We start from the raw sequence: 20,575 nt of genomic DNA, 5'->3' as shown, positions 1-20,575 counted from the left end.
CGTCGGGGGTGATGCCGTGGTGTTGCCAGAGGGTGGCGAGGGAGACCATGACGGCGAAGAGGGCGGGTTGGACGATGTCGACGCGGTCCAAGGGCTGTGTGTCGCGGAGGAGTTCGGTGAGTGACCAGTCGACGTGGGGTGCGAGGGCTTGTTCGCAGGCGGTGATGTGGTCGGCGAAGACGGGGTGGGTGTCGAGGAGTTCGGCGGCCATGCCGGCCCATTGGGAGCCCTGACCGGGGAAGACGAAGACGGTGCGTCCGGTGGTGTCGGTGGTGGCTTCGAGGAGGGCGGGGTGGGGCGCCGCGTTGGTGAGGGCGTGCAGGGCGGTGGTGCGGGTGGCGTGGTCGCCGACGACGACAGCGCGGTGCTCGAACGCGGCTCGGCCGTGGGCGAGGGTGCGGGCGATGCCTGCGGGATCGCCCTGTGCGGTGGTGAGTTGAGCCGCCTGTTCGCGCAGTGCCTCGGGTGAGCGTGCGGACAGCACCCAGGGCAGTACGCCGTCGTCCGTGGCCTCGGTGGCGTCTTCGGCGGGGACTTCCTCCAGCACCACGTGTGCGTTGGTGCCGCTGACACCGAACGAGGACACCCCGGCGCGCCGGGGTCGCCCGTCGGTGTCCCAGTCCCGTGCCTCGGTGAGCAGTTCCACCGCACCCGCCGACCAGTCGATGTGCGGGGAGGGCGCACCCACGTGCAGCGTCTTGGGCAGGACGCCGTGCCGCATCGCCTGCACCATCTTGATCACCCCGCCGACCCCGGCCGCCGCCTGGGCGTGACCGAGGTTGGACTTCAGCGACCCGAGCCACAGCGGCTGTCCGCCCGGCCGGTTCTGGCCGTAGGTGGCGAGGATCGCCTGGGCCTCGATCGGGTCGCCGAGGGTGGTGCCGGTGCCGTGCGCCTCCACGGCGTCGATGTCGGCGGTGGTCAGTCCGGCGTCGGCCAGCGCGGCCCGGATGACCCGCTGCTGGGACGGGCCGTTGGGCGCGGTGAGGCCGTTGCTGGCGCCGTCCTGGTTGACGGCGCTGCCGCGCAGCACGGCCAGCACCGGGTGCCCCAGGCGGCGCGCGTCCGACAGCCGCTCCAGGACCAGCAGGCCCGCGCCCTCGGCCAGCCCGAAGCCGTCCGCGTCCGCCGAGAACGCCTTGCAGCGGCCGTCCGGCGCGAGCCCGCCCTGCCGGCTGAACTCCATGAACATCCCGAGCGTGGACATCACCGTCACCCCGCCCGCGAGCGCGAGGTCGCACTCGCCGGCCTGGAGTGCCCGGGCCGCCAGGTGCAGGGCCACCAGTGAGGAGGAGCAGGCGGTGTCGACGGTGACGGCCGGGCCCTCCAGCCCGAACACGTACGCCAGCCGGCCGGAGGCGACACTGCCGGTGTTGCCGGTCAGCAGATGACCGGTCAGGTCGGAGCCGGCGGTCAGGCGCGGGCCGTAGTCCATCGTCATCGCACCGACGAACACCCCGGACCGGCTGCCCCGCAGCGTCCCGGGGTCGATCCCGGCCCGTTCGAACGCCTCCCAGGCGATCTCCAGCAGCAGCCGCTGCTGCGGGTCCATGGCCAGTGCCTCGCGCGGGGAGATACCGAAGAACGCCGCGTCGAACCGGTCGGCCTCGTGCAGGAAGCCCGCCGCCCGTTGGTAGTACCGGCCCGGCCTGCGGCCGTCCGACCCGTGGCCCGCGGACAGGTCCCAGCCGCGGCCCGCCGGGAACGGGGTGACGGCGTCGGTCCCGGCGGCGACCAGGTCCCACAGCCGCTCCGGTGAGTCGGCGCCGCCCGGGTAGCGGCAGCCCATCGAGACGATCACCACGGGGTCCTCGCCCGCCGCCCGGCCCGCCGGGGCGGGGGCGGCGTCGGCCCGCTCGCCTCCGCCGAGCAGCTCGGTGCGCAGGAAGGCGGCGAGCGCCCGCGGGGTGGGATGGTCGAAGACCGCGGTGGCGGGCAGCCGCAGCGCGGTGGCGGCGCCCAGGCTGTTGCGGATCTCCAGCGCGGTGACCGAGTCCAGGCCCAGGTCCAGGAAGGCGCGGTCGGCGGGGACCGGGCCGGTGCGGGCCAGCGCGTCGTTGACGCAACGGTGGACCAGGTCCAGCAGCAGGGCGTGCTGCTCCCGCTCGGAGCGGGCCGCCAGCCGTTCCGCCAGCGGGAGTTCGTCCGGGGCGGTGGCGGCGGCCGGCTCACGCGCCGGTTCCGGCAGGTGCACGTCCCGGCCGCCGGCCCCGGCGGCGAGGGCCGCGAGGTCCGGCCCGTGTCCGTCCACGAACAGCTCGCCGAGGGTGGTCAACATCCGCTCCGGGCCGCCCTGTCGGCGCCGTAGCGAGCCCCGGACGCGGGCGTCGGCGCCGCACTCGCGCGCGGTCTCCTGGAGTGCCGAGGTCAGCACGGGGTGCGGGCTGACCTCCAGCAGCAGCCGGTGACCGTCGGTCAGCAGCGCTTCGGCGGCCTGCGCGAACAGGACGGTGCCCCGCAGGTTGCGGCACCAGTGGTCGGCGTCCAGCACCGGGTCGGCCAACAGGCCGCCGGTCAGGCCGGAGTAGAACGGCAGCCGGGCGGCCCGGGGGCGCAGCGGCGCCAGCGCCGCCCGCAGGTCGGGCAGGATCGCGTCGATGTGCGCGGAGTGGGCCGCCAGACCGACGGCGACCGTGCGGGCGTGCAGGCCGAGCCGGGTGAAGTGCTCGACCAGGTCGGCGGCGGCGTCGGCGTCCCCGGAGACGACCACCGAGCCTGGGCCGTTGACGGCGGCGACGGTGAGCCGCCCGCCCCAGCGGTCCAGCAGTGGCCGTACGCGGTCGGCGGAGGCCATCACGGAGACCATCTCGCCCCGGCCGGCGAGCGTCGCCTGCAGCCGGCTCCAGTGCGCGGCGACCCGGGCGGCGTCGTCCAGGTCGAGCGCCCCGGCGACGACCGCGGAGCTGATCTCGCCCATGCTGTGGCCGAGCACCGCCGCCGGCCGGATGCCGTACGACTCCCAGAGCGCCACCAGGGCGAGCGTCACCGCGAACAGCACCGGTTGGACGACGTCGGCTCGCTCCAGCGCGGGAGCGCCGGGCGCGGCGCGCAGCACGTCCGGGACCGACCAGCCGGTGAACGGTTCCAGGGCCTGCGCGCAGTCGTCCAGCCGGGCCCGGAAGACGGGCGATCCGGTGAGCAGGTCGACGGCCATGCCCGGCCACTGGGAGCCCTGGCCGGGGAAGACGAAGGCGGTGGTGCCGTCCGCGGCGGCGCCGGTCACCAGGCCCGGTGCGGGGCTGCCGGCGGCGAGCGCGGCCAGCCGCTCCAGCAGGCCGTCGCGGTCGGTGCCGACGATCGCCGCGCGGTGCCGGCCGGGGGCGCGGCGGCCGAGGGCCCGCGCCACGTCCGCGGGTCCGGTGCCGGGGTCGGCCGCCAGGTGGCGGTGCAGGTTCGCCGCGTCCGCCGCGACCGCGGCCGGGGTGGGGCCGGAGAGGGTCCACAGCACCGGCGTGGCCGGGCCTGATCCATGAGCCATGGTGCGTTCCCACTCCTTCGCGACGGGCCGGGCCGGTGGGCGTGGCCCGGCCGCGTGGTGATCGGCGGACGTCCGGGTCCGACCGTGGCGGGTCCGGTTCCCCGGCGCCCGCATTCCCGGCGCCGACGACCCGGAACGGATTTCCGGTGTGAATTCCGCGGACGCGCCGCGGGAGCCCGTCCGTCACGGGAACCGGGGCTCCGGGCATTCCGGTTCCCCCGCTCGGAGCGACCGTCGCCGCCTTTACCCGCACGGCGACGGAATTCCCGCACGGCGGGGCGGACGGAAACGCCATGCAGATGCTGTCAGCCGTCGATATCGTCTCGATAGCGCGAACCGCGACAACCCCTGCCCCCGGCCCATTTCAGGTGTTCCGGCATTTCCGCGCACGGCCCCTGCTACGGTGGCGGCGCGGCGCCCGGGGGCCGGTGGTTCCGGCGCCGGCGGCGGCCGAAAGCCCGGCACGCGCCGCCCGTTCCCTTTCCGTGGAATTCCCGAAGGAGGAGCACCATGGCACTCGGTTACCTTTTCGGCGGCGGTGTCGGCACCGAGCCGCACGGCCTGGAGCTGTACCGGGCCTATCCGGTGATGCGGGACCTGTACGCGCAGATCGCGCGGTGGACCGGTCTCACCCCCGGGCAACTGCTCGACGAGGAGCTGCCGAAGGGCCGGGAGGAGCGGCAGAGCGCCGGCACCGTCCGCGAGACCGCCCTGGCCGTCGCGGTGCACGACATCCTGGCCGGGCACGGCCTGCGGCCCGCGGTGCTCGGCGGGCTCAGCCTCGGCGCCATGACGGCCGGCAGCCTGGCCGGAGCGGTGGACCGGCGGGCGCTGTTCGAGATGCTCGCGCACACCCGGCTGGCCCCCGAGCAGGCCGACGGCGACCCGGAGCAGGGCATGGCGCTGGCCTTCGTCCCGGCCGGGGCGGACACCGCGCTGTACGGCGAGGGCCGCCCGGGCGTGCACCGGGCCGGCGACTTCGGCCCGACCGCCGACGGCGCCGCCCGGATCCTGATGCTGTCCGGCGAGCGGGCCGCCCTCGACGAGCTGGTCGCCGAGGTGCCGCCGGGGACGCTGGTCCCGCTGCCCGACCGGACGATCGCCGTGCACTCGCCGCTGCGCGCGCCGTTCCGCGCCTTCCTGGCCCCGTACCTGGAGGCGATGGAGTTCACCGACCCCCGCCTGCCGCTGGTCTCCTGCCTCGACCGCCGGACGCTGACCACGGGCGCCGGGGTCCGGGACCTCTTCGACCGCAACGCCACCGACCCGATCAGCCTGGTGGACGTCTACACCGGGATGAAGGAGGAGGGCGTGCGGCTGGGGCTGGTCATCGGCGGCTCGATCCCGGACGGCATCCTGCGCTTCCCGTTCCCGGTGGTCCACGTGGACCGGCCCGAGCACGTCGAGCAGGTCCTCACCAGCGTCTACGAGTTGGGCATCGACGTTCCCGAGGCGGAAGTCCCCGGGGCCGACGTCCCCGAGACGGGTGTCCCCGAGGCCGACGCCCCCGGGGCCCGCCCGGGCACCGGGACCGCTGCGGCGCCCGACCCGCGGGCCGGCCGGTGACCGGGTGGGACGCGCTGACCGACGGTTGGCTCGCCACCGACCTCGACGGGTGGGCCCGGCACGTCGTCCGCCGGCACTTCGACCCGGCGACCGGCAGCCCGTACTGGCTGCGCCGGGCGAAGCGGCTGGACTTCGACCCCCGTGACCTCACCCGCTACGCCGAGCTGACGGCGTTCGGCCCGTTCCCGCTGGACGACCTGCGCACCGGCGACCCGGCCGACCTCGTCCCGCTGGCCGTGCCGCGCCCGCTCACCGGCCGGGTGTGGGACACCGGCGGCACCACCGGGGCGCCCTGCCGGGTCTTCTACACCCCCGACATGCTGCTGCACCGCGGCGTGTGGCGGCGCTGGTCCTTCGTCCAGGAGGGTTTCCGGCCCGGCCGGACCTGGCTGCAGGCCACCCCCACCGGCCCGCACCTGATCGGCAACGGCGTCTGGGAGGCGTCCGAGCTGCACGCCGGCCAGGTGTACGCGCTCGACATGGACCCGCGCTGGGTGAAACGGCTGATCCGGGCCGGCCGGCTCGCCGACGCCCGCGAGTACACCGACCACCTGCTGGAGCAGATCGCCGACGTGCTCGCCCGCGGCACCGTCGACTACCTCACCACCACGCCCGCCCTGCTCCAGGCGCTGTGCCGGCGCCATCCCGCCCTGGTGGCGGCACTCGACGGGGTGCGCCTGAGCGGCACCCAGATCGGCCCGGAGGCGTACCAGGACTTCCTGGCGGCGCTGGACGGCGGCATCTGCGGCCTCAGCTACGGCAACACCTTCGGCAACGCCGCCGGCCTGACCACCCGTCAGGACGCCGACCTGCTGCCGTACGTACCCAACCACCCCCAGGTCACCATGGCGGTCGTGCACCGCGACGACTGGACCGTACCGGTGGCGTACGGGGCCACCGGCCAGGTCCGGCTCACGGTGCTGCACGAGGATCTCCTGCTGCCCAACATCCTCGAACGCGACCAGGCCCTGCGGTACGACTGCGCCGGCGTGTGGCCGAGCGACGGGGTGGCCAACGTGCGGCCCCTCCAGGTGACCTCGACCGCCCCGGAGGGGCTCTACTGACACCCCCGACCCGCGCGCGGGAACCGGGCCCGGCCGGCGACGGCCGGGCCCGGGGCCGGTCTACCGGGCCAGCGCCGGGCCGGTCTACCGGGCGAGCGCCGCGGGCCCGGGGTAGCGCGGCAGGCCCAGCTCGCGCCAGATCCCGTCCAGCGCCGCGACGAACTCCCGCACCTCGTCCGGACCGTGCACCGCACCGGGCGCGACCCGCAGGATCTCCTCGCCGGCCCGGACACTGGGCGCGTTGATCGCCTGCACGTAGCAGCCGTGGCGCTCCAGCAGCAGGTCGGAGATCCGCTTGCACACCGGCTCGTCGCCCACCAGCACGGAGACGATGTGCGACCGGTCCGACAGGAAGGGGATCTCCCGGTCCTTCAGCAGCCGGTGCATCAGCTGCGCGTTCTCCCGCAGCCTGGTCCGCTCCACGTCCGAACCGCGCAGGTGGCGGACGGCCGCCAGGCTGCCCGCCACCACCGCCGGCGGGAGCGCGGTGGTGAAGATGAACGGCCGGGAGAGGCTGCGCACCACGTCGACCACCGCGGCCGGCCCCGCGATGTAGCCGCCGACCGTGCCGAACCCCTTGGCCAGCGTGCCCATGATCACGGTGAACTCGTCCGCCAGGCCCAGCGCGGCGGCGATGCCCGCCCCCTGCGGCCCGTACATCCCGACCGCGTGCACCTCGTCGAGGAAGGTCATCGCGCCGTACCGCTTGGCGATGTCGGCGATCTCCGCCAGCGGCGCCAGGTCGCCCGCCATCGAGTACACCGACTCCGTGACGATCAGCTTGGGGCGCCCGGGGGGCGAGGCCGCGATCAGCTCCTCCAGGTGGGTGGTGTCGTTGTGCCGGAAGACCCGCTTCTCGGCCCCGCTGTGGCGGAGCCCGTCGATGATCGAGGCGTGGTTCAGCCGGTCCGAGAAGACCACGCAGTCGGTCAGCCGGGCCGGCAGCACGGAGAGCGCGCCGTCGTTCGCCGTGTAGCCCGAGGTGAAGAGCAGCGCGTCCTCCTTGCCGTGCAGATCGGCCAGTTCCCGCTCCAGCAGCACGTGGTACTGGTTGGTCCCGGCGATGTTCCTCGACCCGCCCGCCCCGGCCCCGAACTCGTCCAGCGCCTCGCGCATCGCGGCCAGCACCAGCGGATGCTCGCCCATCCCCAGGTAGTCGTTGCTGCACCAGACCCGGATGTCGCTGACGACGCCGTTCCGCGCGTTCCGGGCCGCGGGGAATTTCCCGGCCCGCCGCCCGATCTCCAGGAATTCCCGGTGCCCCGCGGTGTGCGCGGATTCCAGGTCCCGGGGCGGGAAGAAGGTGCGGTAATGCGTCATGGCGTCCACTCGCTCTCAGGAAACCGGCACGGTACGGGGCCTCGGCCGCACGGGCCGGCGATTCACCCGGTATTCCCGGCGGCGCGCGAGGTGAAGGCCGGAACCGCGTCCGGTCACCCATATTGTCCGCTGCACACAACCGGCCCGTTCCGGACCGTCGGCGGGCCCGGATGTTCGACGTGCCGACATCATCTCAGGACGCCATATCATTTCGATAGCGCCGCCCGCGACAGTACGGCCAGGGACGATCGCCCCGGAATTCCCCCCGAATTCGCGCGGCGCGCTGCTATGCTCGCCGGAATCCAGCCGCCAGCCGATCGGAATCGCCATGCCAGCGAACGACACCTACGTCGGCCAGATCCTCCGGGTGCTCGCCGCCGACCCGGCCCGCACCGTCCTCACCTGGCAGGACGGCAGCCTCACGGCGGCCGGATTCACCGCCTCGGTCCGCTCCGCCGCCCAGGTCCTGCACCGGCGCGGCGGACGGCCCGCGGACGGCCCGGGCGGGGCGACGGACACCGTGGTCGCCATCCTCACCACCACCAACTCCCCGGCCACCCTGCTGCTCCGGTACGCCGCCAACCTGATCGGCGCCACCGCCGTCCACCTGCACACCACCAACGCGGTCGACCCCGGCGAGCGGCTCACCCGGGACGCCGAACTCGCCATCCTGACCGAGACCCGGGCCACCGTCCTGGCCGTCGACGCGGACCACCTCCCGCTCGCCCGCGAACTGCTCGCCCGCCTGCCGCAGCCGCCGCTCCTGGCCGCCCTCGGCGACCTCGGCCCCGACGTCCTCGACCTGACCGCCGGCGCCGACACCGACCCGCCCGAGGTCCCGATCCCGCCCGACCGGTCCGCCGTGACCACCTACACCTCCGGCACCACCGGCCGCCCCAAGGGGATCGCGGTCGACTTCCGCACCCGCAACGGCTTCATCGCCGCCGGACTCCAGATGGCCTGGCGCGCCGTCTACCTGGCCACCCTGCCGATGAGCCACTCCAGCGGCGCGACCGCGGACGACTCGCTCGCCTCCGGCGGCTCGGTCGTGCTGCACCGGGGCTTCGACGCGGGCGAGGTGCTGCGCGCCGTGGCCGAGCACCGGGTCACCCGGCTGCTGATCTCGCCGCCGCAGCTGTACCGGCTGATGGACCACCCCGCGGCGGCCCGCACCGACCTGTCCAGCATCACGATGCTCTGCTACACGGGTTCCCCCGCCTCGCCCGCCCGGCTCGCCGAAGCCGTCGAGCGCTTCGGCGACGTGCTCATCCAGATCTACGGCACCAGCGAGGCCGGCGCGATCGGCATGCTCACCCCCGCCGATCACCACGAGCCCGAGCTGCGGTCCACGGTCGGGCGGGTCCTCGCGGGCGAGGTCCGGGTCCGCGACCCGTACGACCACCACGACCTGCCGCCCGGCGAGGTCGGCGAGATCTGCGTCCGGTCCCCGTTCGCGATGCGCGAGTACCTCGGGGACCCGGAACTCACCGCCCGCACCGTCCGGGACGGCTGGGTGCACACCGGCGACCTCGGCCGGCTCGACGAACGCGGCTACATCCACCTCAGCGGCCGGCTGGCCGACGTGGTGAAGACCAACGGCATCAAGATCCACCCGACCGCCGTCGAGAACGCCCTGACCGCCCACCCGGGCGTGGTCCAGGCCGCCGCCTTCGGCGTGCCCGACACCGATCTCGTCGAGCACCTGCACGCCGCCGTGGTGCTGCGCGACGGCGCCGCCGCCACCGTCGCCGCCCTGCGCGAGCACCTCGCCACCGCGCTCTCCCCGCAGCACGTCCCGGACGTGATCGCCGTCCGCCCCGAGCTGCCGCTGACCGCCACCGGCAAACCCGACCGGGCCCGCCTGGTCGCGGACGCCCGCAGGTAGCCGCCGATGCTCTCCCTGGCCGCCGTGCTCGCCGAGTCCGCGCTGCGCCGGCCCGACCACCCCGCGCTCGTCCTCGGCACCGAACGGACCACCTACCACGAGCTGTGGGCCGGCGCCCGGCGCTACGCGGCGGTGCTGCGCGAGCACGGCATCGGCCCCGGCGACCGGGTCGCCCTGCTGCTCCCCAACAGCCGGCACTTCCCCCTGGCGTACTTCGGGGTGCTGGCCCTCGGCGCGGTCGCCGTACCCGTCAACGCCCTGCTCCGGGCGGAGGAGATCGCCCACGTGCTGCGCGACGCCGAGGTGGCCGCCCTGGTCTGCGCGGCGTCGCTGCTGGACGAGGGCGGCCGGGCCGCGGAGGCCGTCGGCACACCCGTCCTGACGGTGGATCAGGAACGGGACGCGGGCCGGCCGCGGCTGGACGCGCTCGCCGCGGCCGCCGTCCCGGTCGCCGGCGCGGTGCCGCGCGAGCCCGGCGACCTCGCGGTGGTGCTCTACACCTCCGGCACCACCGGCCGTCCCAAGGGCGCCATGCTCACCCACCTCAACCTGGTGATGAACACCGGCACCACGATGCTCTCCCCGTTCGACTTCCGCCCCGACGACGTGCTGCTCGGCTGCCTGCCGCTGTTCCACACCTTCGGCCAGATCTGCGGCATGGTCACCTGCTTCCGGGCCGGCGCCACCCTGGTGCTGATGCCCCGGTTCGACGGGGAGCGGGCGCTGGACCTGCTGGTCCGCGAACGGTGCACGCTGGTGATGGGCGTGCCGACGATGTACCTCGCGCTGCTCGCCGCCGCCCGCACCGATCCGCGCCGGCCACCGCTCGACCGGGCGTTCTGCGGCGGCTCGGCCCTGCCGGTGCCGGTCCTGGAGGAGTTCCGGGAGACGTTCGGCTGCCCGGTGTACGAGGGGTACGGCCTGACCGAGACCTCTCCGGTCGTCGCCTACAACCAGCGCGCGTGGCCGCTGCGGCCGGGCACCGTGGGCCGGCCGATCTGGGGCGTCGAGGTCGGGATCGCCGCCGCGGCGGTGGAGGACCGGGTCGAGCTGCTGCCGGCCGGCGAGACCGGCGAGATCGTGGTCCGCGGCCACAACGTGATGGCCGGCTACCTGAACCGGCCCGCCGAGAGCGCCGAGGCGATCGTCGACGGCTGGTTCCGCTCCGGCGACCTCGGGGTGCTGGACACCGAGGGGTACCTGACCGTCGTCGACCGCAAGAAGGACGTGGTGCTCCGCGGCGGGTACAACGTCTACCCGCGCGAGGTCGAGGAGGTGCTGACCCGGCACCCGGCCGTCGCCCAGGTCGCCGTGGTCGGGCTCCCCGACGCGGTGCACGGCCAGGAGGTGTGCGCGGTGGTGCTGCCGCGACCCGGGATCCGCCCGGACCGGGCGCTCGCCGCGGAGATCACCGCCTGGGGCCGGGAGCGGATGGCCGCCTACAAGTACCCGCGCCGGGTGGAGTTCACCGAGGAGTTCCCGCTCGGCGCCGGCGGGAAGGTGCTCAAACGGGAGCTGGTGGCCCGGCTCACCGGGTGAACCGGCCGCCACCGCGCGCGGCACGCCGCAGCGGTCCGACCCTCACCCGCCGGCGGACGGCAGCGGCGGGGGAGGGCCGGTCTCCACGACGAGGCACTCGCCGACCCGGTTCCTCAGGAAGGCCCTGGCCTTCGACGGCATGCCGTCGTCGGTGACGAAGCAGCCGACCTGCCGCAGGTCGGCGAACCTGCTGAGGCCCACGGTGCCCCACTTGGTGTGGTCGGCGGCCACCACGACCTGCCGGGACCGCGAGATGAACACCCGGTTGGTCTGGGCCTCGGCCAGGATCGAGCTGGTCAGCCCCTCGGACTCGCTCACGCCGTGGGTGCCGAGGATCAGCAGGTCCATGTGCAGGGACGTGATGGTGCGGTCCGCGACGGGACCGACGAGGGCCTCCGTCCGGGTGGCGGTTCCGCCGGTGAGGATGACCGCGGGTGTCCGGCGGGTCGAGGCCGCGGAGCTCCGGACGAGCTGCTCGATCGTCAGCGAGTTGGTGACGATGGTCAGGTCCGGTGTGTTCAGCAGCCGTTCGGCGATCGCGTGCGTCGTCCGGCCGGCGCCCAGTCCGATGACGCTGCCGGGCCGGACCAGGCCGGCCGCCCGGTCGGCGACGGCCGTCCTGGCCGCCGCCTGCGGAACGGACGTCGCGCCGAGGGCGCCGGGCTCCCCGGCGCCGCCCGCGATGGCCACCGCGCCGCCACGGACCTTCCCCATCATGCCGCGCTTCTCCAATGACACCAGGTCGCGCCGCACGGTCACGGCCGACACCCCGAGGATGCCCACCAGGTCCGCGAGGCGCACGGCACCGTCCCGGCGAACGGCCTCCAGGATCAGGGCGTGCCGCTGCTGGGTCAGCAGTCGCTGCTCCGTCATGGCTGCTCCCGTCAGGTGGTGAGGCCGCCCGGGAACCTGGTCTCCCGAGGTTACGAGGGTAGGAAGCGGGGTCGGGCCAAATCAATACCTTGCTAAGTTAATTATTTCCGCCGACCCTTCCGTTCTGGTGGGGAGGGGTGCTGCGGGAGGTCCCTCACTCCGCCGCCCGGGCGCCGGCCGTCCGGGCGGCGAGGCCCGCGATCAGCAGCTCCAGGCCCGCCTCGAACTCGGCGTCCGGGTCGCTCACGGCCAGGTAGGGCGCGACCGACGTCAGCAGCGGGTCGCCCAGGGCCGTGATCTCGTCGACCCGCTGCCACCGCTCGTCCGGGTGCGCCGCGCCGAACGTCAGCGAGTGGCCGAGTTCGCGCAGGATCGCGCCGATGACGAAGGCCGTGTAGGCGCGCAGCACGTTCACCATCTCCTGCGGCTCCAGGCCGAGTTCGGCGAACCCGCCGAGGGCGGAGCGGATCGCGCCGAGGACCGCGGGCGCCTGCGAGGGGCGAGCGCAGACCAGCGGGAAGGCCTTGGGGTGCTCGCGGGCGGCGGTGCGGAACGCGGCGGCGTGCGCCCGGACCCGTTCCTGCCAGGTGCCGTCCTGTGCCCCGCCGAAGTCGATCCGGCCGAGGAGGGTCGCGGCGACGTCGTCGAGCAGGGCCTCCTTGTTGGGGACGTGGTTGTAGAGCGACATCGTCTCCACGCCGAGCGCCGTGGCGAGCTTGCGCACCGAGAAGTTCTCCGGCCCGTCCCGGTCGATCATGGCGACCGCCGCCTCGACGACCTTCTCCCGCGTCAGGCCCAGCCGTCGACCGCGCCCCGTTCCCGTGGCCTTCATGTGCCCTCCCACGTCCGCCGGGGCGATTGACATCACTTACGGCGCAAGTCTAGCCTCGACGAGGAAACACTTACGCCGTAAGTGTCGTGCGCGGGTCCCCGCGTCCGCCCGGACCACCGGCCCCGGGGTCCTCCCCTTCCTCCCCGCCGGCGAGCCGGCCGCGGCCCCGGCCGGCCCGGGCACCACCCCACCTTCACCGTGAGGCGCCGACCCACCGATGACCACCGAAACCCGCCGTGCGGCACGCCAGAAGCTCGTCCTGGACCACTTCCACGACGAGGTCCGCCAGGACTGGGACGACGTCCTGGCCACCTTCCCGCACCCGCACTACGAACTGATCCCGACCATGACGGTCCACGACGGCGACCGCGCCGTGCGCGGCTACTACCGCGCGAGCCGGGTGGCGTTCCCCGACCAGGACCACGAGATCATCGCCCTGCGCCACAGCGACGACGCCGTCATCGTCGAGTTCTGGCTGCTCGGCACCCACCGCGGCCCCCTCGGCGCCATACCGCCCACCGGCAGCCGCTTCCGCGTCCGCATGAGCGCCTACTTCATCTTCGACGAGGACGAGAACCTGGTCTGCGAGCGCATCTACTTCGACAGCCTCACGCTGTTCAGGCAACTGATCGCCGGCCTGAACCCGAGGAGTCCGCGGCACTGGATCCTCGCCGCCCGCTGCCTCAGGGGCCTGCTCAAGGAGGCCGGACGCACCCCCCACCCGGGCCTCACCACCACCACCCCCGCCCCCGCCCTCGCCGGCTGAGGCCCGGCCCGCCACCCGAGGACGGCCCGTGAAGGTCCGTCACCTCAACTGCTCGACCGTGCACCCGCCGGGCGCCCGCCTGGTCTGCCACGTCCTGCTCGTCGAGACGCCCGCAGGCCTGGTCCTGGTCGACTCCGGCCACGGCCTCCACGACATCACCGACCCCGCCGCCGCATCGGCCCGGCCCGGCATCTCGTCCGGCCCGCGCTGCGCGCCGCCGAGACCGCCGCCCGGCAGGTCGAACGGCTCGGCTTCCGCCGGGACGACGTACGGCACATCGTGCTGACCCACTTCGACGCGGACCACATCGGCGGACCGGGCGACTTCCCCGGCGCCACCCTGCACGCCACCGCCGAGGTGCTCGGTTCGGTGATCTCCCCGTCCCGGCGCGAGCGGCACCGCTACCGCCGGGCCCAGTGGGCGCACGGCCCGAGGATCGTCCAGCACGAACCGGACGGGGAGATGTGGCGGGGGTTCGCCGCCGTCAGGGAACTCGACGACGCGATCTCGCCCGGGATCGTCCTGGTCTCCCTCCCGGGCCACACCCGCGGGCACGCGTGCGTCGCGCCGTCGACGCCGGCGACCGGCGGATCCCGCACGCCGGCGACGCCTTCCACCACGCCGGCACCCTCGACGGCCGTTCCGTGGGGCCCGTCTTCCTGGCCGGCATGGAGGTCCTCGTCGCGTACGACCGCCGGAAGGTCCGGGACAACCACGCCCGGCTCGCCGAGCTCCACCGGCGGGCCGATCCCGACCTCCTGATCGTCAACGCCCACGACCCGGACCTGTACGAGCGGGCGCGGGGCGGCCTCGCCGCCCTGAGTTGACTGGGCGTCAGGCGATTCCGGCGCGCAGGTGTGGCGAATCTCGCACTTGACGCCGGTGGCGACCCCGGGCCGAACCCATCGGCGGTTCATCCGGCGCCGGGGACGTGCTCGCCGACCCGCGCGGACGCCCGGCGGTGCGGCACGGCGCCCGGACGCCCCGGCGGGGCGGACCCTCCGGCCGGCCGGCACCGGGCCCCGACGGAGGACCGTGAGGCCCCGGTCCCCGCGGTGAGGGACCGGCCGGTGCGGCCCGCGGTGTCCGGGTGGGAGGCCGGCGCGCAGGTCAGGGCCTCGGTGCGGGCGGTCGCCGTGGCCGCGGGGGTGCGGGGCGGCCCGAACGCCGGGTGAGGCCGCACGGCACCGACGTCCGCCTCCGGTCCGGCTCCGGTCTGGCCTCGATCAGGCTCCGATCAGGCTCCGCCGGTCGAGGACGGGACGCACTCTACGCGCGGAGCGTTCCTGCCGCCGCGGCGCCGGACCGATCATGGGTGCGCGTGGGGGCAGTTGGGCGGCGGTGCGGAGCCGGGCCGTACCGGCACGACCGGCAGGACCTGGTCCGTTGACGCTCCGCGAGGGAGGCGGATAAGGTCACGCCCCATCGAACCCGACCGGTGATGTTCCTCGGACGGTCCGGTGCCCGGCAGTGCGAGCCGGCCCGTGCCCGCCCGTCGCTCCGGACCGGACTCGCCGCTCGCTCCACCCCGCGGACAACTGCTCATCCCGTCGGCCCGCTTCGAAATCCGGCCGCCGGTTCCTCAGCGCGTCGTCGACCGAGATCAGGCGGCCCGACGCGCGCAAAGACCCTCCGCAAGGGACGTGCCGTTGACCAGATCCCCGTCGCCCGCGCCGGATGCCACGCCGTCGGACGCCACGCCCACGGCCGGGGGCGCCGCCGCCCCCACCCCGTCCCGCCCCGCCCGCCGCGGACCGGGCCGCGCCCCCTACCTGGGCATGGCGTGCGTCCTGCTGCTGTCGGGCTGCTCGCTCCTCGCCGCGGACGCCGAGCCCGTCACGACCTTCACCATCGGACTGGACGCCCCCCTCACGGGCAAGCTCTCCGACCTGGGGCTCGGCATCAAGTTCTCGGCGGAACTGGCCATCGCCAAGGCCAACGCCAAGAAGACCGTGCCGGGCGTCCGGTTCGTCCTGGACGCCAAGGACGACCAGGCGGACGAGAAGCTCGCCCGCTCCAACGGCGAGGCCTTCGTGGCCGACCCCAACGTCGTCGGCGTGGTCGGCCCCCTCACGTCGTCCGGCGCACTCGCCATGGCCCCGGTGCTGGCCCGGGCGAACCTCGCCGAGATCTCACCGTCGAACACGGCGCCCGGCCTCACCTGGGGCGAGGACTACCGCACCAAGGGCAAGGTGCGCCCGTTCCCCACGTACTTCCGCACCGTCACCACCGATGCCGTGCAGGGCCCGCTGCTCGCCCGCTACGCCCGCAGCCAGCTGAAGGCCGAGCGCGCCGTCGTGGTCAGCGACACCAAGGCCTACGGCAGCAACCTCGCCGCCGAGTTCGCGACGGCCTTCGAGGAGGCCGGCGGCAAGGTGCAGCTCAGGACGACCATCGAGCCGGCCACCACGGACTTCTCCAAGCTCGTCCGGCAGATCGCCGGCCTGCACCCGGACATCGTCTACTACGGCGGGGAGCACCCCGAGGGCGGCCCGCTGTCCGCGCAGCTGAAGGCCGCCGGGGTCAAGGTGCCGGTGGCGGGCGGCGACGGGCTGCACACCGACGGGTACATCAAGGCCGCCGGCCCGTCCTCCGACGGCGACCTGGCCAGCAATCCGGGCATCTCGGTCGAGGGACTCGCCTCCGCTTTCACCTTCCTGGACGAGTACCAGAAGGCCGGCCACGCGGAGACACCCGGGCCCTTCGGCCCGTACGCCTACGACTCCACGTGGGCGCTGATCGAGGCGGTCGGCCGTGCCCGGCAGGGCAAGAAGACGGCCTCCGGCTCGGGCGCGGAGCTCCGCAAGTCCGTCGCCGAGGCCGTGCCGGACGTCGACTTCTTCGGTGTGACGGGCGACGTGTCCTTCGACGAGTTCGGTGACACCCGCAACCAGGTGGCATCGATCTACCAGGTGCAGAAGGGGAGTTGGACGGCCATCGTCCCCATCGGCCGGCTCCGCGACCTCTGACGCCGCCGCCGCGGCGCGGCATCCGCCCCTCTCCCTCCCGTCTCCTCCCTGTTCACTCCGCTGCGGCCGTGGTCGCGCGGTCCGTGCGGCCCTCCCCGGGTCGAGGACCGCGACCGCGGCCGTGTGCGCGTGCGCGTCAGCGCGCCTCTTCCAGGTGGGCGCCCGTCGGCCCGGCTCGTGCGGACTTCCCGCGCCATGTCCGGCCGCGCCCACGACCTGCCCGCAGCCCGTGCCCACCGCATCGTGAAGACCTGCGCCCGGCGTCGGATCCCGGCCCCGGCCCACGGCGGCAGCCGAGGCCGTCCGCGGTCCGAAGCGGTCGGAGGTGGCCGGAGCGGACCCGTTGGGGAGCGCATGAGGCCGGGCTTGCACCCCCGCCCGCGGCGACCGGCGGAAGTAGCCAGGGGCGGCTAGTTCTGCCTGTGTTACTGCCTGGTAATGCCTGATGGGTCGTCCGTACCGTACTGGACGGCGCGCGAAACCCGGCTCCACCCCGCCAGGCCTCGGGCCCGGTTCTCCCGCGCGCATCCCCTCTGCCGGCCCTACGGAAATCCGAGGTCCCCCCTTGCCCCTTGCCATCCACTCCCGCCTGCGCACCCGCGCCCTCGCCACCCTGCCGGCCCTGGCCGGGCTGATCGGCGCGCTGCTCGTCCTGCCCGCCACCGCCGCCCACGCGGACACGCCGGACCGCCACTCCACGGCGTCGTACAACTCCCAGGGCGCCCGCTGGAGCGACGTGCGGGCCATCAGTAACGACAACGACATCGTCGCCGTCCAGGAGGCGGGCTCCAACCCGCACCAGTACGGCATGTCGCTGCTGAGCACGACCTCCCACAACGGCTACACGGTCTACCTCTTCCGGTGGGGCTCCCGTTACGTCTACTGGTTGGACACCGACCCGACCGGGCACCGGGTCACCCTGGCCACCGTCACCCACACGATGGCCCACGAGATCTTCGTCGCCCCGCCCGGCCGTGCCGGTAACCGGCCCGCGCTCGGACTGCGCTTCGACGACGACATCTACTACAACGTCCACGCCGCCGCCTCGGGCGCCAGCAACGAGGCGCCGGAGCTGCTCGGCAACATCGCCTACCAGGCGACCGCCGCCGGACGCGCGTGGACGGCGATGGGTGACTTCAACCGCGACCCGAACCAGGGGATGTTCACCGTGGCCGCCGGCCTGAACGGCTTCGTCTACCACAGTGGTGCGGCGACCCAGCAGAGCGGCGGCGAACTCGACTACATGGTCTCTACCCGCCCCATGGGCAACTTCCGCGGGATGCGGGTCGCCGGCCGCAGTTCCGACCACTACCCGATCTACTACCGGACGCGGATCGTCGGTGCCGGGTCGGTGGTCGACCTGGTCGACGACGCCCACCCCGGCAGCTTCCTCGGCTTCGAGAGGCGCAGCAGCGCCAACGGCACCCGTGTGGTCGCCGGCGCCTACGACGCAAAGGGGAGCCTGTGGACCATGCGGCACGCGGCGGGCGGCGGCCAGTGGGACTTCAACATCGTGAACAACGCGACCGGCAAGTGCGTCGACGTCGAAGGCGGCCCGAGGGCCTCCGACGGGTCGCCGCTGAGCGAGGGGGACTGCCAGGGGACGTACTCCCAGATCTTCAACCTGACCTGGTGGTTTGAGGAGCCGGGCGCCTGGAAGATCCAGCACAAGAGCACCGACCTGTGCGTGGACAACGCGGGCATCCTGATGCTGCACCCCTGCTCCACGCACACCCCGAGCGAGCGCTTCCTGCCGCACTTCCACTGACCCGTCAGCCGACCGCCCCGGCCCCCGACGGGCCGGGGCGGTCGGCCGTCCACGGTGGCGGGCCCTTCCCCCCCTCGCGCGTGAACCCGCCCGCTGCGAGGCGCCTGCCCGGTGCCGTGCCGTGCCGTGCCGTGTGGTGCCGTGCCGTGCCGTGTGGTGCCGTGCCGTGCGGTGCCACCCGCTCCGCACCGGCCGCGTCCTCTCCGGCCTTTGTCCCGCGGGCCGTTGGGCCTTCTCCCGCCCTTCGCCGGCCGTTCTGCCGCCGCCGCGAACGCATGGCCCCGACCCTTCCCGACGGCTGTCCATCGGACGGCCGTCTGTTGACGTGTCGTGGACCGGACCGATTGGATGGCCAAAGTTGGCTATACATCTTTGGTCCGCGGTCGGCCCCGGACCACGCCCGAAAGGTTGTCGTGTGACGCCGGAAGCAGTACCGCTCGCCGTCCTCGCCGCAGCGCTGCTGCACGCGCTCTGGAACGCCATGGCGCATCGCGCCGGGGACCGGCTGGCCGGGTTCGCCTTGATGAGCACCGCGACCTTCGGGTGCGGCCTGGCCGTCACCTGCGTCGTCCCGGCCCCGGACCCGGCGGCCTGGCCGTTCCTCGCGGCGTCGTGCGCGCTCCAGGTCGGCTATCAGCTGCTCCTGATCCAGGCCTACCGGCTCGGCGACTTCGGGCAGATGTACCCGATCGCCCGCGGCACCTCGCCACTGGTCGTCGCGCTGCTGTCGGTCACCGTGCTCGGCCGGACGCTGCCCGCCGTCCAGGCGGCCGGCGTGCTGGTCGTCTCGCTCGGCCTGGCCGGGCTGGCGTTCGCCGGCGGCCTGCCGGGGCGCGACCAACTCCCGGCGCTCGCCGCGGCGTTGGGCACCGGGGTGCTGATCGCGGGATGCACGGTGATGGACGGCACCGGCGTACGTCGGGCCGACGGCACCGCGGGCTACCTGGCCTGGATGTTCCTCGGCCAGGGCGCGGCGATGGTCCTGGTCGCGCTCGCGGTCCGGGGGCGGCCGCTGCTCACCGCGATGCGCCACCGGCCCTGGCCGGGCCTGATCGGCGGTGTGATGTCGCTGGCCGCGTACGGGCTGGTGGTGTGGGCCCAGACGGTCGGCGACCTGGCCGCGATCGCAGCGCTGCGCGAGACCAGCATCCTGATCGCCGCCCTGATCGGCGCCTTGGTGCTGCGCGAACCCCTCGGTCGCTCCCGGATGGCCGCCGGGGCCGCGGTGGTGGCGGGCATCGTGCTGCTCAGGCTCGGCCACGGCTGACGGCCCGGCGGTCCCGCGGGCCCGGCGCCCGCGCTACCTGTGGTCCAGGGCCGCCACCAGTTGCGGCAGGGCGCCGGTGGCCGTGATGAGGGCCAGGTGGTCGTGGAAGTCCCGGCTGTGGACGATCAGGCCGTCGCGGACCCTCAGCACCTGGATGTTGGCGGCCTCGAAGGTCCGCCCGGTCGGCCGGTGGTGCACCCGGTAGTCCCATTCGGCGACGATCAGCTCCGGGTCGTCGGTCTCCCGGATCACCACGTTCGCCGGGGTCAGCTCGAAGGGGCTGACGGCGGCGACCTGTGCGAACCGCTCCGCGAGCGCCGCCCGCCCCTCGGTGCGGCGCGGCCCGACCGGCTCGAAGACGGTCTCCACGACGGCGTCCTCGGCGTAGAGGCCGGCCAGTTCGGCGTAGCGGCCCGCGGCGATGCCGTCGAGCAGTCGGGTGAAGACGGCGCGCGGTGACGGCGTTTCGGACATGGTCCACCCCCGGTGGGATCCGTCGCTAGAATCGGACTAGCGAATCCGCTTTTGAGGATACGGACTAGCCACTCCGCTTGTCCAGGGGGTCCGGCAGCCCGGCGCAACGCTTCAGGGTTCAACGTTTCAACGGGAAGGTGAAGGAATGAGCGGTGCCACCGAGCGCCCGCTGCGGGCGGACGCGGCCCGGAACCGGGCCAAGCTGCTGGACGTCGCCACGGAGGTGTTCACCACCCGCGGCGTCGGCGTGCCGACCGAGGAGATCGCCCGCGCCGCCGGGGTCGGAGTCGGCACGCTCTTCCGGCACTTCCCGACCAAGGAGGCGTTGCTGGAGGCCGTGATGGTGCGCCGGCTGGAGGCGATCGCCACCCGGACCGCGCAACTCGCCGCCGAGCTGGAGCCCGCCGACGCCTTCTTCGCCTGCTTCCGCCTGGTGATCGAACAGTCCGCGGGCAAGAACGAGTTCGCCCAGGCGCTCGCCGCGGCCGGTGTCGACGCACACGCGGCCCTGCAGCAGTCCAGCGCGACGATCCAGACGCACCTGGCCGCACTGCTGGACGGGGCGCAGCGGGCCGGAGCCGTCCGCCCCGAGCTCGGCCTGCCGGAGCTGATCGCCCTGCTGGTCGGCACCAGTACGACGATGGAGCACCTCGGCGCTGACCCGGCCGCCCGGCAGCGGATCTTCGACGTGGTCTTCGACGGTCTGCGGCCGCGCTGACCGTCCCTGCGGACGCCGCGCTCCGGCGGCTCCGCCCGGCTCGCGGCGCGCCGGGC

Annotated in this window: 16 protein-coding genes and 1 pseudogene; 12 read left to right on the top strand and 5 right to left on the bottom strand. The window is 74.2% G+C overall.

Annotation, left to right across the window (positions count from 1 at the left end):
- The coding region (locus ACIOFR_RS23360; protein WP_401000270.1) for an acyltransferase domain-containing protein at positions 1–3,478 on the bottom strand (3,478 nt) is incomplete at its 3' end.
- Between the two features lie 510 nt (positions 3,479–3,988).
- On the opposite strand from ACIOFR_RS23360, the gene ACIOFR_RS23355 reads away from it, so the two are divergent.
- Positions 3,989–5,044 (top strand): ACP S-malonyltransferase, encoded by a 1,056-nt coding sequence (locus tag ACIOFR_RS23355; protein ID WP_401000268.1) that lies wholly within the window; start codon positions 3,989–3,991, stop codon positions 5,042–5,044.
- Positions 5,041–6,108 carry an arylcarboxylate reductase gene (locus tag ACIOFR_RS23350; RefSeq protein ID WP_401000266.1) on the top strand — a complete coding sequence of 356 codons (1,068 nt, stop codon included), beginning with the start codon at positions 5,041–5,043 and terminating at the stop codon, positions 6,106–6,108. Before ACIOFR_RS23355 ends, ACIOFR_RS23350 begins: the two co-directional genes overlap by 4 nt.
- 84 nt (positions 6,109–6,192) lie before the next feature.
- On the opposite strand, the gene hemA is transcribed toward ACIOFR_RS23350, so the two are convergent.
- Positions 6,193–7,428, bottom strand: coding sequence for a 5-aminolevulinate synthase (gene hemA / locus ACIOFR_RS23345; RefSeq protein ID WP_401000264.1), 1,236 nt, complete (start codon positions 7,426–7,428; stop codon positions 6,193–6,195).
- Between the two features lie 328 nt (positions 7,429–7,756).
- Between hemA and ACIOFR_RS23340 the strand changes: the two genes are divergently transcribed.
- Together ACIOFR_RS23340 and ACIOFR_RS23335 are read left to right on the top strand one after the other, a co-directional pair.
- Entirely contained in the window at positions 7,757–9,313 is a 1,557-nt protein-coding gene (locus ACIOFR_RS23340; RefSeq protein ID WP_401000262.1) for a class I adenylate-forming enzyme family protein, read from the top strand.
- A 6-nt stretch (positions 9,314–9,319) separates the two neighbouring features.
- A complete protein-coding gene (locus ACIOFR_RS23335) occupies positions 9,320–10,852 on the top strand; it encodes a long-chain fatty acid--CoA ligase (RefSeq protein ID WP_401000260.1) in 1,533 nt (510 codons plus the stop codon).
- 42 nt (positions 10,853–10,894) lie between these two features.
- Here ACIOFR_RS23335 and ACIOFR_RS23330 read toward each other — a convergent pair whose 3' ends face one another.
- Both ACIOFR_RS23330 and ACIOFR_RS23325 read right to left on the bottom strand, forming a co-directional pair.
- Complete coding sequence (locus ACIOFR_RS23330; RefSeq protein WP_401000258.1) at positions 10,895–11,725, bottom strand: DeoR/GlpR family DNA-binding transcription regulator; 831 nt, start codon at positions 11,723–11,725, stop codon at positions 10,895–10,897.
- Positions 11,726–11,879: 154 nt separating this feature from the next.
- Positions 11,880–12,557 carry a TetR/AcrR family transcriptional regulator C-terminal domain-containing protein gene (locus tag ACIOFR_RS23325; RefSeq protein ID WP_401000256.1) on the bottom strand — a complete coding sequence of 226 codons (678 nt, stop codon included), beginning with the start codon at positions 12,555–12,557 and terminating at the stop codon, positions 11,880–11,882.
- A gap of 217 nt (positions 12,558–12,774) precedes the next feature.
- Here ACIOFR_RS23325 and ACIOFR_RS23320 point away from each other — a divergent pair, with 217 nt between their 5' ends.
- From ACIOFR_RS23320 to ACIOFR_RS23290, 7 genes and pseudogenes are all read left to right on the top strand, one after another.
- Positions 12,775–13,323, top strand: a complete 549-nt coding sequence (locus ACIOFR_RS23320) for an ester cyclase (protein WP_401000254.1) — start codon at positions 12,775–12,777, stop codon at positions 13,321–13,323.
- Between the two features lie 28 nt (positions 13,324–13,351).
- Positions 13,352–13,609 (top strand): hypothetical protein, encoded by a 258-nt coding sequence (locus ACIOFR_RS23315; protein WP_401000252.1) that lies wholly within the window; start codon positions 13,352–13,354, stop codon positions 13,607–13,609.
- A pseudogene (locus ACIOFR_RS23310) lies at positions 13,603–13,737 on the top strand (MBL fold metallo-hydrolase); the annotation flags it as partial. The gene ACIOFR_RS23315 and the pseudogene ACIOFR_RS23310, both read left to right, overlap by 7 nt.
- Before the next feature lie 143 nt (positions 13,738–13,880).
- A complete protein-coding gene (locus ACIOFR_RS23305) occupies positions 13,881–14,150 on the top strand; it encodes a hypothetical protein (RefSeq protein WP_401000284.1) in 270 nt (89 codons plus the stop codon).
- Positions 14,151–14,972: 822 nt separating this feature from the next.
- Positions 14,973–16,292, top strand: coding sequence for a branched-chain amino acid ABC transporter substrate-binding protein (locus ACIOFR_RS23300; RefSeq protein ID WP_401000250.1), 1,320 nt, complete (start codon positions 14,973–14,975; stop codon positions 16,290–16,292).
- Positions 16,293–16,857: 565 nt separating this feature from the next.
- Entirely contained in the window at positions 16,858–18,060 is a 1,203-nt protein-coding gene (locus tag ACIOFR_RS23295; RefSeq protein ID WP_401000248.1) for an RICIN domain-containing protein, read from the top strand.
- Between the two features lie 415 nt (positions 18,061–18,475).
- On the top strand, positions 18,476–19,327 hold the full coding sequence (locus ACIOFR_RS23290; protein ID WP_401000246.1) for an EamA family transporter: 852 nt from the start codon (positions 18,476–18,478) through the stop codon (positions 19,325–19,327).
- Between the two features lie 33 nt (positions 19,328–19,360).
- Here the strand turns inward: ACIOFR_RS23290 and ACIOFR_RS23285 are convergent, their stop codons facing one another.
- The gene (locus ACIOFR_RS23285) at positions 19,361–19,801 is read right to left on the bottom strand and encodes a nuclear transport factor 2 family protein (RefSeq protein ID WP_401000244.1); all 441 of its coding nucleotides are present in this window, start codon (positions 19,799–19,801) and stop codon (positions 19,361–19,363) included.
- A gap of 145 nt (positions 19,802–19,946) precedes the next feature.
- Here ACIOFR_RS23285 and ACIOFR_RS23280 point away from each other — a divergent pair, with 145 nt between their 5' ends.
- Positions 19,947–20,519, top strand: coding sequence for a TetR/AcrR family transcriptional regulator (locus ACIOFR_RS23280; RefSeq protein ID WP_401000242.1), 573 nt, complete (start codon positions 19,947–19,949; stop codon positions 20,517–20,519).
- The last annotated feature ends 56 nt before the right edge of the window (positions 20,520–20,575 follow it).

This window comes from Kitasatospora sp. NPDC088346 (assembly GCF_044740765.1).
GTDB lineage: Bacteria > Actinomycetota > Actinomycetes > Streptomycetales > Streptomycetaceae > Kitasatospora.
Note: the sequence above shows the minus strand (reverse complement) of the source record. Positions and strands in the feature narration are given on the sequence as shown.